The organism is Streptomyces sp. RB17 (genome assembly GCF_009604455.1).
Lineage (GTDB): Bacteria > Actinomycetota > Actinomycetes > Streptomycetales > Streptomycetaceae > Streptomyces.
On the sequence record NZ_WEGL01000010.1, the window covers coordinates 239400 to 252993 of the forward strand.

Sequence of the window (13594 nt, forward strand, 5' to 3'; positions counted from 1 at the left end):
CCCGATGAGCCAGGCGGCACAGAACCTGAACTGGTTGATCACCAACTTCGTGGACAACACCCCGGGGGTGTCCCACACGGTGGTGGTCTCCGCCGACGGACTCCTTCTGGCGATGTCCGAAGGCTTCCCCCGCGACCGCGCCGACCAGCTCGCGGCCGTCGCCTCCGGTCTGACGTCTCTGACGGCAGGCGCCTCCCGGATCTTCGAGGGGGGCAGCGTGAATCAGACGGTTGTGGAGATGGAGCGGGGATTCCTCTTCATCATGTCCATCTCCGACGGCTCGTCCCTTGCGGTGCTCGCCCACCCGGAAGCGGACATCGGTCTCATCGGGTACGAGATGGCCCTTCTGGTGGACCGTGCGGGCACGGTCCTGACCCCGGATCTCCGTGCGGAGCTCCAGGGAAGCCTTCTCAACTAACAGACCAGCGGTGCGTATACGCGTCCCGGGGCCGTAAGGTTTCGGGACGCGGCTCCACACGGATGGGTGCCCGGCACAGTCGGAGGAGGAGAAAGTGGCAACACCCCCAGGCGGTTCGCATTCGGGTAACTGGTCGTACGGTCCTGCCCAGGGCCAGGGCGACGGCTCGGCGAACCGGTACAACTTCCCCTCCACCCCGAGCCACCGGCAGCCGTACGCCCCGCAGGGCCCCGGCCCCTCGCCGTACGACCAGCCGCCGGCCCCGCGGATCCAGCCGGTACAGCCCCAGCGCCGCCCCGAGCCGGCGCCGGCCACGGCATCCAACAACCCCCTGGTGCGTCCGTACGCCATGACCGGCGGCCGGACCCGCCCGCGCTACCAGCTCGCCATCGAGGCGCTGGTGCACACCACCGCCGCTCCGCACCAGATGCAGGGTCAGCTGCCCGAGCATCAGCGGATCTGCAACCTCTGCCGTGAGATCAAGTCGGTGGCGGAAATCTCCGCGCTCCTGACAATCCCCCTCGGCGTGGCCAGGATCCTCGTCGCCGACTTGGCGGAGGCGGGCCTGGTCGCCATCCATCAGCCCGGCGGCGACGAGAACGCCGGTGGCCAGCCAGACGTGACACTGCTCGAAAGGGTGCTCAGTGGACTTCGCAAGCTCTAGCGGCGGTCCTTCCCGCTCCACCACCTCCGCGAAGATCGTGGTGGCGGGCGGCTTCGGCGTGGGCAAGACCACGTTCGTCGGCGCCGTCTCGGAGATCAACCCGCTGCGCACAGAGGCCGTCATGACGTCCGCTTCGGCCGGCATCGACGACCTCACCCACACCGGAGACAAGACGACCACGACGGTCGCCATGGACTTCGGCCGTATCACCCTCGACCAGGACCTGATCCTCTACCTCTTCGGTACGCCGGGCCAGGACCGGTTCTGGTTCATGTGGGACGACCTGGTACGCGGTGCGATCGGCGCGGTGGTGCTCGTGGACACCCGGCGCCTCGCCGACTGCTTCCCCGCGGTCGACTACTTCGAGAACAGCGGCCTGCCCTTCGTCATCGCGCTGAACGGCTTCGACGGCAACCAGCCGTACAACCCGGACGAGGTCCGCGAGGCGCTGCAGATCGGGCCGGACACGCCGATCATCACGACGGATGCCCGTCACCGGGCCGACGCCAAGTCCACGCTGATCACGCTCGTGGAGCACGCTCTGATGGCTCGGCTTCGGTAGTTCGGCCACTGGGCTGCCACGGCAGGTCGTACGCCGTCTGCGGGTGGTTCCTGGTTGCTCGCGCAGTTCCCCGCGCCCCTTACGGGGCGCGGGGTTTCTTGTTCCTCGGCGGCGTACACGCCAAGAAGGGCCCCTCCGCAGTGGAGGGGCCCTTCAAGAACCGGTGGAGCGGCGCAGCCTAGCCGTGCCAGCTGTGTGGGGCACGGAAGCCGCCCTCGCGTTCCAGGCGGCGCCAGCCGGCCTTGGCGCGGGCTCGGTGGGTGTGGGCCGACGGCGTCGGCTGGGCGGCCGCGCGGGCCAGGAGGACGGCCGTGATGGCGGCGACTTCCTCGGGCTCGGCGTGGCCCTTCTCGACGCGGATGTCAGGAGTGCTCATGGGTGTCAGTCTCCGTGAGAGAGAGGTCCGCGGGGTTGCCGCGGCGGGTCCGCTCGGTTACTGCGGGGGGTTGCCGTGCTTGCGCGAGGGCAGGTCGGCGTGCTTGGACTGCAGCATGGCCAGGGACTTGACCAGGACCTCACGGGTCTCGGCGGGGTCGATGACGTCGTCCACGAGGCCGCGCTCGGCCGCGTAGTACGGGTGCATCAGCTCGGCCTTGTACTCCTTGACCATCTTCTGGCGCGTGGCCTCGGGGTCCTCCGCCTGCGCGATCTGGCGGCGGAAGATGACGTTCGCGGCGCCTTCCGCGCCCATGACGGCGATCTCGTTGGTCGGCCAGGCGTAGGTGAGGTCGGCGCCGATCGACTGGGAGTCCATGACGATGTAGGCACCTCCGTACGCCTTGCGCAGGATCAGCGAAATCCTCGGCACGGTCGCGTTGCAGTAGGCGTACAGCAGCTTCGCGCCGTGGCGGATGATTCCGCCGTGCTCCTGGTCGACACCGGGGAGGAACCCCGGCACGTCCAGGAAGGTGACGATCGGGATATTGAAAGCGTCACACATCTGGACAAAGCGCGCAGCTTTTTCACTCGCCTCGATGTCCAGGACGCCGGCCAGCACCTGCGGCTGGTTGGCGATGATGCCGACCACCTGGCCGTCCAGACGGGCCAGCGCACAGATGATGTTCCGCGCCCAGCGCTCGTGGACCTCCAGGTACTCGCCGTCGTCGACGATCTCCTCGATGACCTTGGCCATGTCGTACGGCCGGTTGCCGTCGGCCGGGACCAGGTCGAGCAGGACGTCACTGCGGCGCTCCACCGCGTCGGACGACTCCACCCGGGGCGGGTTCTCCCGGTTGTTCTGCGGCAGGAGCGACAACAGGTACCGCACCTCGGCGATGCAGGTCTCCTCGTCGTCGTACGCGAAGTGGCACACGCCGGAGGTCTCGGCGTGGACGTCGGCGCCGCCCAGGCCGTTCTGGGTGATCTCCTCGCCGGTGACCGCCTTGACCACGTCCGGGCCCGTGATGAACATCTGGGACGTCTCACGGACCATGAAGACGAAGTCGGTCAGGGCGGGCGAGTAGGCCGCGCCGCCGGCGCACGGGCCGAGCATCACCGAGATCTGCGGGATGACACCGGACGCCTTGGTGTTGCGCTGGAAGATGCCGCCGTAGCCGGCGAGGGCGGAGACGCCTTCCTGGATGCGGGCGCCCGCGCCGTCGTTCAGCGACACGAGAGGCGCGCCGGCCGCGATGGCCATGTCCATGATCTTGTGGATCTTGGTGGCGTGGGCCTCGCCCAGCGCACCGCCGAAGATCCGGAAGTCGTGGGCGTAGACGAAGACCGTACGGCCCTCCACCGTGCCCCAGCCGGTGATGACACCGTCGGTGTACGGCTTCTTCGCCTCCAGGCCGAAGCCCTGCGCACGGTGCCGACGCAGCTGCTCGACCTCCTGGAAGGACCCCGGGTCCAGGAGCAGCTCGATCCGCTCCCGCGCCGTCAGCTTGCCCTTGGCGTGCTGCGCCTCGGTCGCCTTCTCGCTGGGGCCCGCCACGGCCCGGGCACGAATGTCGTGCAGCTCGGCGACCCGTCCGCGCGCGTCCGTCGGCTCGCCGGTCGGCTCACCCGTCGTCTCTTCCAAAACGGTCATGTAGCGACCTTACGAAGGACACCAAGGAAAGCGAGCCGTTGACTCCGTACAGTCTCCGGCCCGTTTTCCTGGTACCAGTGAACAGAACCGTGGCCGCGTGCAGCCGTTCCGACTGCTTACGGGGCATCGGGGTTGTGGAGGAGCCACAAAGGCGCCGCGTGAGAGCCGCCCCACATTCATGGCCGGCGCGTGCATCCCCCGGAGTGACACGGCCCCCTCGGACGGCGGCCCACCCCGAAGGACCGTGACTTGAGGTTACCGCAGAGTCACCCTGCGGATGATGTTGAAAACCGGACGGAATAGGTCTACGGTCGGAAGCGTTAGGTTGGTTGAACGTTAAACAGAAATCTCCAGGAGGACATCATGGGCATCTTCAGCCGCAAGGACAACACCACCCCGCAGACCCCTGCCGCCGGTCCCGACCGGACCGCGCTGACCGGTGACTACACGATCGACCCGGCGCACACCACGATCGGTTTCGTGGCGCGCCACGCGATGGTGACCAACGTCAAGGGCGCCTTCCAGGACTTCACCGGCACCCTGCACCTGGACGGGGCCGACCCCGGCAGTTCCACCGCCACGCTCGACGTCAAGATGGAGAGCATCGACACCGGCAACACCGACCGGGACGGCCACCTGAAGTCCTCCGACTTCTTCAAGACCGACGAGTTCCCGGTCATGACCTTCCGCTCCACCAAGGCGGAAGCCCTGGGCGGCGACGACTACCGCATCACCGGTGACCTCTCCCTCCTCGGCGTGACCAAGCCGATCACCATCGACCTGGAGTTCAACGGCGCCGCGAAGGACCCGTTCGGCAACGAGCGCGTCGGCTTCGAGGGCAAGGCCGAGATCCTGCGCTCCGAGTGGGGGCTCACGTGGAACGCGGCGCTGGAGACCGGCGGGATGCTCGTCTCCGACAAGATCAAGCTGAACTTCGACATCTCGGCGATCAAGCAGGCCTGAGCCTTAGGCGGTTCGGCCTCCGACACGCGAGCGCGCCCGCTCCCCGGAAACGGGAGGCGGGCGCTCGTGTGTGCTGCCGGCTTGGCGCCACCGCGGGAGCGCGGCACCGACCGGATGCCGGCCGGGGAGCGGAAGGGCGCTGTGCCGGCTCGGGCTGCGTCCCGGTCAGCCGGCCTCGCTGGTCAACGGGCCTTCTCCGCCTGCCTGGTGGCAGTCTGCCGGTGAACGGTACGCCCGTCGGCGCGGCCGGTGACGGGCAGGAGCCACCACGCCGCCGCGATCGACAGGGCCGCGCCCAGCGCGATCGCGGCCAGCCGGGTCGGGAGCAGGTCCGTCGCGTCCTGGCCGAAGTAGCCGAGGAGGAGGGACAGGGCCGTGGTCATTCCGGCAGCCCAGTAGGCGTAGGTGAGCGGGCGCAGCCACAGGGCGACGGCGAGGACCGCGAACATCACCGCCACCGACGCCCGGCCGGTGATGCCCGCGGCCGCCACGCCGGTGGCCAGCAGCGTCCCCACGGTCGCACCGGCGAAGCGCTCGACTCCCTTGCGCAGTACGTCCCCTCGACCCCGGTTGCCGCCGGCGGCGACGTACACCGTGAGAACGGCCCAGGGCCAGTGGTCGTCGAAGAGGAGCCGGCCGCAGAGGAACGCCGCCGCCACCGCGGCCGCCAGTTGCACGGCCATGCGGGTGCTGGGGCGCGGGTGCAGACGGGAGGCCCTGCGGGGCGCGGCCGGCTCGGGCTCCGGCCGCCAGGGGCCGTACCGGTCGGCGAGACCCTGGACCAGCCAGACGCAGGCGCAGGCCAGAACGGCGATCACCGCCGACCAGAACCAGCTCACCAGCCCGCTCTCGGCGGCGGTCGGCAGCGCCGGTCCGGGGACGACGAGCAGCGCCACGAACGGCAGGGTCATCAGCGTGCCCGCCCTGCTCGCCGCGGGGCCGTAGCGGCGGATCCAGACGCACAGCGAGATGCCCAGCGTGAAGACGGCGGCGCCGAGGGCGTAGTCGTGCATGATCAGGCGGCCCAGGAACTGGGCGCCGGCGGCCGTCGCGGGCAGCAGCACGAGGGCCGCCGCCCTGCGGCGCGCGGGCGCGGTGCGTTGCGTCGAGGACAGGGGCAGGGTCAGGGCGACCGCGAGGACGGGGACGTCGGTGTGCAGTCCGGCGGCGCCCTCCAGCCACAGGGCGGCTCCCCAGCACAGCAGGACCGCCGTCATCGTCAGCAGAGATTCGTACGCGTTGCGTATGAGTTTTCGACCCACCATTCGACCATACAGGGGACTGAACTCAAGACTAGTAAGCAGTTGCGTACGATCTTCCCATGGATCACCTCTCCGAAGCCGCCCGGCTCCGTCGCGCCGTCGTCCTGCTCAACCGGCGTCTGCGGCAGGAGCGCGGGGACGGGAGTCTCAGCCCCAACCAGCTCGCCGTGCTCGGATATCTGCACCGGCACGGGCCGTCGACGCCCGGTGACATCGCGGCGGAGGAGCGACAGCGGCCGCAGTCGCTCACCCGGGTCTACGCCGACCTGGAGGCCGAGGGGCTGATCGTGCGGGAGCGGGGCACGGACGACCGGCGCCAGTCCGTGCTGTCGCTCACCGGGTCCGGACGGCAGGCGCTGGGGCGGGACATGGCCGAGCGGGACGCCTGGCTGGCCGTGGCCCTCGGGTCGCTCGGCGAGACCGAGCGCGGCGTACTCGCGCTGGCGGCCGGGCTGATGGAACGGCTGGGGTCCCTGGAGACGGGCGAAGAGGGCGAGCGCCGTTGACGGACGGGGACGGCCCGCGCACAGCGACCCCCTGCACCCCTCAGAAACCCCCGCCGAAGTCGCCGCCGCCCCCGTCTCCGCCGCCGAAGTCCCCACCGTCCCCGAACCCGCCCCCGAAGTCCTCGGCGTCGAAGTCCGTGCCGGAGACGTCGCCGCCCTGGTGGTCGCCCCCGAAGTCGCCACCGTAGCCGGGGCCGAAGTCGCCGTACCCGGCGCCGTAGTCGGCCGCGTACGAGGGGGTGGCCATGATGCTGCCGAGGAGGGTGCCGACGAGCAGGCCGGGCAGGATGCCGCCGCCGAAGTAGCCGCCCGCCCAGGGGCCGTAGGCGGGGCCCGCGTCCCAGTAGGGGCGGCGGCCCTGGTCGGTGTCGACCTCGCGGATGACCGGGTCACGGCCGTCGGCCAGCCGGGTGGCGTCGGCCGCGCAGACCGGCACCCGGCGCGGGGCGCCGCCGGGCGGGGTCCAGTCGGCGTCGGCCACCGAGGGGCCGTGCCGCGGATCGAAGAAGCAGGGCGGACGGCGCTCGGGCAGGGGGCGGCCCTCGCGGCGGGCGGCGAGGCGGGCCAGGGAGAACCGGCCGTCCTCCAGGGCCTCGGTGACCGTGCGGACGTCCTCGGGGCGGCTCGCCTGCGCCATCCGCTGTTTGGCGGTGTCGTAGGCGTCGAGGGCGTGTGTGTAGTCGTCGCGCATCGCGTCGTCGGCGCCGGGGTCGGCCGGCTGGAAGTCGAGGCGGTCCAGTTCCTCGCCGAAGGCGGTGATGTCCTCGTCCACGACCACCCGGAGGCGGTCCAGGGCGGCCCGTTGCTCCTCCTCGCGCCGGCGGCGGCTGCGGCGCACCAGTACGTAGGCCCCGGCACCGCCCGCCACCAGCACCGCGGCCACCGCGATCAGGGCCGTCGCGGAGGATCCCCCGGCGGAGCCGCCCCAGCTCGTCGGGGCGTGGCCGCCCATGTTCGCCAGGGCGCGGTCGGTGAAGTCGGTGAGCTGGGCCCCCGCCGGCTCACCCTGGACGCTCGACACCAGGTTCCGCCGGGCCGTCGCCGACATCACGGAGGAGTCGGCCCGCGCGTCGAAGCGGTCGCCGAGGCGGATGCCGTACAGGCCGGTGATGCCGGTGGCCGCCCGCAGGTCGGAGAAGAGGTTCGCGGTCGGGTAGCCGGCCGGGAGCACCGCGATGAACAGCGGTTTGTCCGCGCCCTTGATGCGTCGGGCGAGCGCGTCGGCATCGGCCTTCGGCAGCTGGGCCGAGGCGGCCGGATCGACGTAGACCGGGCTCTTGCGGAGGGCCTGGGCGATGGCGGAGATGCTCGTGTCCGCGCTCGCCCCGGGGGCGAACACGGTCGCGACGACCAGGGTGAGGGCAGCCAGCAGCAGGGCTGGGAGGCTTCGGGTCCGCAGGACGGCCTTCATCCTTCGAAGCTACCCGAAGCCCCCCTTAATCGGTCATACCGTCCGGGTCTATGCGGCCCCGTACGCCTCGATCAGCTTCTCCACCGCCTTTCCGTACCGGCCGGTCAGCAGCAGATGGTCGGCGTCGGCGAACGGCTCGGCCACCGCCTGGCGCATCCGCTCGCCCGCCTTCTGCTGGACGAGCAGCCGCGCCTTGGTCACCAGCTCACGGCCGGCCCGGTCGTCACCCCTGCGCTCGGCGACCGTCGCCGCCGCAGCCAGCGCCTTCAGGGTGGCCGTGCCGCCGCGTGGGACGTCGGTGAGCGTGGTCAGGCCCCAGCCGTACGGGAACTGCGGGTCGTACGACGCGTCGCCGACGTTGATCGGCAGCTGGGACTCGGACTTCGGCCAGGTGACGGGGAGTTGTCCGGTGAAGGGGCGCTTGCCGTACAGGACGTCGGCGACGCCCTCGCCCTCGGTGCCGGGCAGCCAGGAGGCCACCAGCGCGTCGATCTCGCCGAGCCGGTCGCCGATCAGCTGCGGGCGGCCGGAGACGATCAGCACCGCGCACTTCATGGCCGCGCACACCTTGTCCACGGCCGCCTGGTCGGCCGCCGACAGCTGCAGCGAGTGCCCGTTGCCGACGTCGCCGACACCCTCGGCGTACGGGGTCTCGCCGACGACGACCACGCCGACGTCGTAGCCGTCGGTCGGGGCGGAGGCGTCCTTGGAGTAGGTGACGTCTCCCCCGGCGTCCCGCATCCCCTGCACGACGGTCGTGCCCTGGGTGTGGGTGCCGGACGCGCCCTGCCAGGTGAGGGTCCAGCCGCCGGTCTGGTTGCCGAGGTCGTCGGCGTTGGACCCGGCGACGTACACCTTCTCGCTCTTCTTCAGCGGCAGCAGCCCGCCGCTGTTCTTCAGCAGCACCTGCGACTCGGCGGCGGCCCGGCGGGCGACCGCCCGGTGGGCCGGGGAGCCGATGGCGGCGGCGCCGCTGGTGTCGGCGTACGGGTGCTCGAAGAGGCCGAGCCTGAACTTCTGGGTGAGGATGCGGGAGACGGCGTCGTCGATCCGCTTCTCGCTGATCCGGCCCGCCTTCACCTCGTCGACGAGCGTGCCGCTGAAGTCCTTGTAGGAGTACGGCACCATCATCATGTCGACGCCCGCGTTCACCGCCGTGCGGACGTGGGTCGCGTAGTCGCCGGGGAGCTGGTCGATGGCGTTCCAGTCGCTGATGACGAAGCCGTCGAAGCCCATCCGGTCCTTGAGCACGCCGTTGATCATGTCGCCGCGGGCGTGCATCTTCACCGCGCCCTTGCCGTCGCCGACGATGTCGAGCGAGGAGTACGACGGCATGACCGTGCCGATGCCCCGCTCGACGGCGGTCCTGTACGGCGCCAGGTGGATGTCCTCCAGCTGCTGCCGGGTGACCGTGGTGACACCCTGGTCGACGGTGTAGGTGCCGGTGGTGGAGGAGCCGTAGGCGGTGCCGCCGTCGCCGGCGAAGTGCTTGGCGGTGGCGAGCACCTTGTCGTTCCGGCTCAGGTCACCGCCGTCGGCCCGGCCCTGGAGGCCCTGGATGACGGTCTCCATGGACTGCACGAGGGCGGGGTCCTCGCCGAAGGACTCGTAGGAGCGGCCCCAGCGTTCGTCGCGGCTCACGCACAGGCAGGGCGCGAAGTCCCACGGGATGCCGGTGGCCCGGACCTCGGCCGCCGTCACCGCCCCTTCCTGGTAGGCGAGTTGGGGGTCACGGCTGGCGCCGATGCCGATGTTGTGCGGCATGATCGTGGCGCCGCTCAGGTTGTTGTGGCCGTGGACCGCGTCGACGCCGTAGATCAGCGGGATCTGCAGGCGGGTGGCCTGCGCCCGGAGCTGGAAGCCGTCGATCATCTTCGCCCAGGCCTCGGGCGTGTTGGGCGTGGGCGTGGAACCGCCGCCGGACAGCAGCGAGCCGAGGGCGTACGTCGCGATGTCGCCCCCGCCCCCGACGGCCCCGCGCTCGGCCTGGGTCATCTGCCCGGCCTTCTCCTCGAGGGACATCCGGGACAGCAGATCGGCGACGCGCTGCTGCACGGGCAACCTGCTGTTCAGGTACGGCAGTCCGTGCGCGTCGATGACGACCTGCGGGGTCTCGGCGGGGGCCTTGGCGCCGGTGACCGAGAGCTTGACCGGGATGGTCTTCGCGGCTGCGGCGCCCTTGTCCTTCAGGGTCGGCACCTCGATGGTCCGCGTCGCGCCCGAGGCGGTGCCGGCCGGGAAGGTGAGGGTGCCCTCGGTCGGGGTGTAGTCCCGGCCGGCGGTGGCGGTGCCGCCCTCCGTCGAGTACGTGACCGTCACCGGGTCGTCGACGGGCCGGTCCCCGGTGGTGGCCAGGGTGACCTCGACCTCTGCGGTGCCGCCCGCCCTGACCGGGTACACCGGCGCGTCGGTGCCGACGGAGGCGCGCAGCGACTGGTCGGCCTTCCCGTACAGCTCGACGTCGTCCATGGCGAAGTCGCCCTTGGTGCCGGCCGGGAGCGTGACCGCGTACCCCCACATCCGGGTGAGGCCGAGGACGTGGTCGATGCCGCCGACGGGCTGGTAGTCGGTGCGGTACTGGAAGTCGGTGAACGGGATCTCGATCTGCTTCCAGCCGGTGAAGTCGTCGGCGAAGGACGTCGTCCAGAGTTCGGAGGCCTCGCCGTTCGCGCCGCCGTCCTTGATCTCGAAGGCGATCTTCCGGCCGTTGTCCCGGCCCTCCCACCAGAAGCGGATGCCCTGGTGAGCGGACCAGTCGTGGGCGGGCTGGTCGGCGGCGAAGTCGTGGGTGAAGCCGCCGTAGCCGCTGATGTCGTAGGTGCCGGTGAGGACCTTGGCGCCCTCGGGGGCGTCGGAGCGGTCGGTGAGGTGCAGGGTGGGCGGGTCGTCGGCGTCGCTGCCCCAGGTGAAGATGCCGTCGGCGGGCTGGGAGGCGAAGGGGACCTCGCCCTCGAAACGGTCGACCGGGGTGGGCGCGGGGTCGTCGGCGGCATGCGCCGCAGCGGACAGGGGCAGCAGGGCGGCGAGCAGGGCCCCGGACACGAGCAGGGCGGTTCTCGGCATAGACCTTCCCTCGGCTCTCATGGTTCACTCATGGCTTAGATCATGCCGTGAGTTAACTAACGGCTCCCCAACCCGTCAAGACGGCACGTCAGTTGTGCCTCACCGGTTCTGTCGACCCGAGAGGAAGGGCGACGCACATGAGGAGTACCCCCCGCACGGTCCGGCTGCTGCTGGCCGGACTGCTCTCCGCCGCCGGCTTCACCGCCGCCGTACCCCCCGCGCACGCGGCCGGCGAGCAGGTCACGGCCTGGCTCACCACCACCGACGACTCCGCCGGCCGGCATGTCGTACGCGGTCTGCAGGCCCAGACGCCGTTCGCCTTCCAGTCCGGCACGAGCGGCGGCGGCACGAACATCACCGTCGACGAGAACACCCGCTACCAGACCTTCACCGGCGGCGGCGCGTCCTTCACGGACACCGCGGCATGGCTGATGAACAGCAGCGGGGCACTGTCCCAGACGACCCGGGACGCGACCATGCGCAAGCTGTTCTCGCCGACGGACGGGATCGGACTGTCGTTCCTGCGCAACCCGATGGGCGCCTCGGACCTCGCACGGTACGGCTACACGTACGACGACGTGCCGTCCGGGCAGACGGACCCGTCGCTGTCGCAGTTCTCGATCGCCCACGACCTCGCCGACGTCGTACCGCTCACCAGGCAGGCGCTCCAGCTCAACCCCTCTCTGACGGTCATGGCCTCGCCATGGACCGCCCCGGCCTGGATGAAGGACAGCGGCTCGCTCAACGGCGGCTGGCTGAAGGCCGAGGACTACGGGGCGTACGCCTCCTACTTCGTGAAGTACCTCCAGGCGTACCAGGACCAGGGGATCGACGTCTCGTACGTCACCCCGCAGAACGAGCCGACCTGCTGCTCCGGCTACCCGTCGATGAGCTGGAACGCGAGCGGTCTCGACTACTTCCTCAAGAACGACCTGCTGCCGCAGCTGCAGTCGGCGGGGCTGAGCACCAAGGTGCTGGCCCACGACTGGAACTGGGACACCTACGACTCCTACGCGGCCCAGAGCGTCGACGACCCGGCGATCCAGAACCACCCCAACTTCGGCGGGATCGCCTGGCACGGCTACGGCGGTGACGTGACCAAGCAGACCACCGTGCACGACCAGTACCCCTCGCTGGACGCCTTCGGCACCGAGCACTCCGGCGGCACCTGGATCGCGAACCAGCAGCGCGAGGACATGTCCAACATCATCGACTACACCCGCAACTGGGCGAAGTCGGTGACCAAGTGGTCGCTGGCCGTGGACCAGAACGGCGGTCCCCACAACGGGGGTTGCGGCACCTGCACGGGCCTGGTCACCGTGCACGACGGCGACGGCGCGAGCGGCACCGTGGACTACACCGTCGAGTACTACGACATGGGCCACCTGACCAAGTTCGTCCGGCCCGGCGCCCAGCGGATCGCCTCCACGGCGTCCACCACCGTGCCGAACGTCGCCTGGCGCAACCCCGACGGCAGCAAGGCCCTGATCGCCTACAACGACTCCTCCTCGGCCCAGACCGTCACGATCGACTGGGGCTCGGAGCACGCCACGTACTCGCTGCCCGGCAAGACCTCGGCCACCTTCACCTGGTCCGGCACCCAGTCCGGCGGCGGCTCGCAGACCGGCTCCTTCGTCGGCCTGGCCGGCAAGTGCCTGGACGTGGCGGGCGGTTCGAGCGCCGACGGCACCGCCGTACAGCTCTACGACTGCAACGGCACCGCCGCCCAGCGGTGGACGGTGATGGCCGACGGCTCGGTCCAGGCGCTCGGCAAGTGCCTGGACGTGACGTCGGGTTCGACGGCGGACGGCGCCAAGGTGCAGTTGTACGGGTGCAACGGCACCGGCGCCCAACAGTGGTCGTACAACTCTTCGACCGGCGATGTGGTCAATACCGCGGCGGACAAGTGCCTCGACGTGACGGACAACTCGTCGGCGAACGGGGCACGGGCACAGATCTGGTCGTGCACGGGGGCCGCGAACCAGAAGTGGCACCTGCAGTAGGGCGCCCTGCCAGGGGGCTCCGCCCCCTGGCCCCCCGGGCCCATGCGGTTCGGTCGGCCGAAACACGGGCTCGTCGTGCTGCGTTTCCGGCGGCCGCGGCACATGGTAGGGGTATGACCACACCGCAGGATCTGTTCCTCGTCAGCCTCGACGTGCCCGGCGAGCACCCCGTAGAAGCGGGCGATCTGTCGCTGGCGCTCGCGGGGGCCGAGCTGATCGACCTTCTCGGGGCACGGGCGCTCACTCTGGAGGGTGAGCGCATCGTGCCGGGTCCCGTGCTGACCACGGGTGACCGGATGCTGGACGAGGCCGGGACGGCGCTCGTGCGCAAGGAACCGTACGAGACGGTCGAGGACTGGCTGTGGCGCCGGGGGGAGGGGCTGGCCACGGCCTACCGCGACGTCCTGGACGCCGAGGGGAAGCTCTCCGGGAAGCGGCACCGCTGGCCGCACCGGGCGGACAAGGCGGCGGCCGCCGACACCCCGGCCCGCCGGCACGCCGCCGACCGCTGGTGGTCCCGCGAGCCGGTCCTCGCCGGGCTCGCCGCCACCCTGGGCATCCAGGGCGAACGGCCGCCCGAGGAGGAGCCCGGGGAGGAGGCGGTGGTCACCGTTGTGGTGACGGTCGGCGACGCGGTGACGGAACTGGGGGCCGTGCGGGAGCGGCGGCGCATCGAGAACGCGGCATTCGACAACATCTGGCGCGCGCCCTAG

The 13594-nt window shown here is 70.8% G+C and carries 12 protein-coding genes; 7 read left to right on the forward strand and 5 right to left on the reverse strand.

Annotated features, from left to right (window positions below):
• The first annotated feature begins 4 nt into the window (after positions 1-4).
• From SRB17_RS37255 to SRB17_RS37265, 3 genes are all read left to right on the forward strand, one after another.
• On the forward strand, positions 5-418 hold the full coding sequence (locus tag SRB17_RS37255) for a roadblock/LC7 domain-containing protein (protein WP_004983065.1): 414 nt from the start codon (positions 5-7) through the stop codon (positions 416-418).
• A 94-nt stretch (positions 419-512) separates the two neighbouring features.
• Positions 513-1082 (forward strand): DUF742 domain-containing protein, encoded by a 570-nt coding sequence (locus SRB17_RS37260; RefSeq protein WP_323377019.1) that lies wholly within the window; start codon positions 513-515, stop codon positions 1080-1082.
• Positions 1063-1644, forward strand: a complete 582-nt coding sequence (locus SRB17_RS37265) for a GTP-binding protein (RefSeq protein WP_031224757.1) — start codon at positions 1063-1065, stop codon at positions 1642-1644. Before SRB17_RS37260 ends, SRB17_RS37265 begins: the two co-directional genes overlap by 20 nt.
• 178 nt (positions 1645-1822) lie before the next feature.
• On the opposite strand, the gene SRB17_RS37270 is transcribed toward SRB17_RS37265, so the two are convergent.
• Positions 1823-2020 carry an acyl-CoA carboxylase subunit epsilon gene (locus SRB17_RS37270; RefSeq protein WP_153545333.1) on the reverse strand — a complete coding sequence of 66 codons (198 nt, stop codon included), beginning with the start codon at positions 2018-2020 and terminating at the stop codon, positions 1823-1825.
• 57 nt (positions 2021-2077) lie between these two features.
• The gene (locus SRB17_RS37275) at positions 2078-3673 is read right to left on the reverse strand and encodes an acyl-CoA carboxylase subunit beta (protein ID WP_153545335.1); all 1596 of its coding nucleotides are present in this window, start codon (positions 3671-3673) and stop codon (positions 2078-2080) included.
• A gap of 363 nt (positions 3674-4036) precedes the next feature.
• Here SRB17_RS37275 and SRB17_RS37280 point away from each other — a divergent pair, with 363 nt between their 5' ends.
• Positions 4037-4636, forward strand: coding sequence for a YceI family protein (locus SRB17_RS37280; RefSeq protein ID WP_153545337.1), 600 nt, complete (start codon positions 4037-4039; stop codon positions 4634-4636).
• Positions 4637-4818: 182 nt separating this feature from the next.
• Here SRB17_RS37280 and SRB17_RS37285 read toward each other — a convergent pair whose 3' ends face one another.
• Positions 4819-5853: an FUSC family protein gene (locus SRB17_RS37285; protein ID WP_194294245.1), complete on the reverse strand. Its 1035-nt coding sequence runs from the start codon at positions 5851-5853 to the stop codon at positions 4819-4821.
• 104 nt (positions 5854-5957) lie between these two features.
• Between SRB17_RS37285 and SRB17_RS37290 the strand changes: the two genes are divergently transcribed.
• Positions 5958-6404, forward strand: coding sequence for a MarR family winged helix-turn-helix transcriptional regulator (locus SRB17_RS37290; RefSeq protein WP_153545341.1), 447 nt, complete (start codon positions 5958-5960; stop codon positions 6402-6404).
• 40 nt (positions 6405-6444) lie between these two features.
• Here the strand turns inward: SRB17_RS37290 and SRB17_RS37295 are convergent, their stop codons facing one another.
• Positions 6445-7815: a hypothetical protein gene (locus SRB17_RS37295; protein ID WP_153545343.1), complete on the reverse strand. Its 1371-nt coding sequence runs from the start codon at positions 7813-7815 to the stop codon at positions 6445-6447.
• A 48-nt stretch (positions 7816-7863) separates the two neighbouring features.
• Complete coding sequence (locus SRB17_RS37300) at positions 7864-10878, reverse strand: glycoside hydrolase family 3 protein (protein WP_153545346.1); 3015 nt, start codon at positions 10876-10878, stop codon at positions 7864-7866.
• A gap of 137 nt (positions 10879-11015) precedes the next feature.
• On the opposite strand from SRB17_RS37300, the gene SRB17_RS37305 reads away from it, so the two are divergent.
• Both SRB17_RS37305 and SRB17_RS37310 read left to right on the forward strand, forming a co-directional pair.
• Positions 11016-12881: a ricin-type beta-trefoil lectin domain protein gene (locus SRB17_RS37305; protein WP_153545348.1), complete on the forward strand. Its 1866-nt coding sequence runs from the start codon at positions 11016-11018 to the stop codon at positions 12879-12881.
• A gap of 113 nt (positions 12882-12994) precedes the next feature.
• Entirely contained in the window at positions 12995-13594 is a 600-nt protein-coding gene (locus SRB17_RS37310) for a GPP34 family phosphoprotein (RefSeq protein WP_153545350.1), read from the forward strand.

What these genes read in the sequence shown, in the direction of transcription:
- SRB17_RS37285 (WP_194294245.1), bottom strand. Translation starts at nt 5,853, where the DNA reads ATGACGGCGGTCCTGCTGTGCTGGGGAGCCGCCCTGTGGCTGGAGGGC.
- SRB17_RS37295 (WP_153545343.1), bottom strand. Translation starts at nt 7,815, where the DNA reads ATGAAGGCCGTCCTGCGGACCCGAAGCCTCCCAGCCCTGCTGCTGGCT.
- SRB17_RS37270 (WP_153545333.1), bottom strand. Translation starts at nt 2,020, where the DNA reads ATGAGCACTCCTGACATCCGCGTCGAGAAGGGCCACGCCGAGCCCGAG.
- SRB17_RS37255 (WP_004983065.1), top strand. Translation starts at nt 5, where the DNA reads ATGAGCCAGGCGGCACAGAACCTGAACTGGTTGATCACCAACTTCGTG.
- SRB17_RS37280 (WP_153545337.1), top strand. Translation starts at nt 4,037, where the DNA reads ATGGGCATCTTCAGCCGCAAGGACAACACCACCCCGCAGACCCCTGCC.
- SRB17_RS37275 (WP_153545335.1), bottom strand. Translation starts at nt 3,673, where the DNA reads ATGACCGTTTTGGAAGAGACGACGGGTGAGCCGACCGGCGAGCCGACG.
- SRB17_RS37310 (WP_153545350.1), top strand. Translation starts at nt 12,995, where the DNA reads ATGACCACACCGCAGGATCTGTTCCTCGTCAGCCTCGACGTGCCCGGC.
- SRB17_RS37300 (WP_153545346.1), bottom strand. Translation starts at nt 10,878, where the DNA reads ATGCCGAGAACCGCCCTGCTCGTGTCCGGGGCCCTGCTCGCCGCCCTG.
- SRB17_RS37290 (WP_153545341.1), top strand. Translation starts at nt 5,958, where the DNA reads ATGGATCACCTCTCCGAAGCCGCCCGGCTCCGTCGCGCCGTCGTCCTG.
- SRB17_RS37305 (WP_153545348.1), top strand. Translation starts at nt 11,016, where the DNA reads ATGAGGAGTACCCCCCGCACGGTCCGGCTGCTGCTGGCCGGACTGCTC.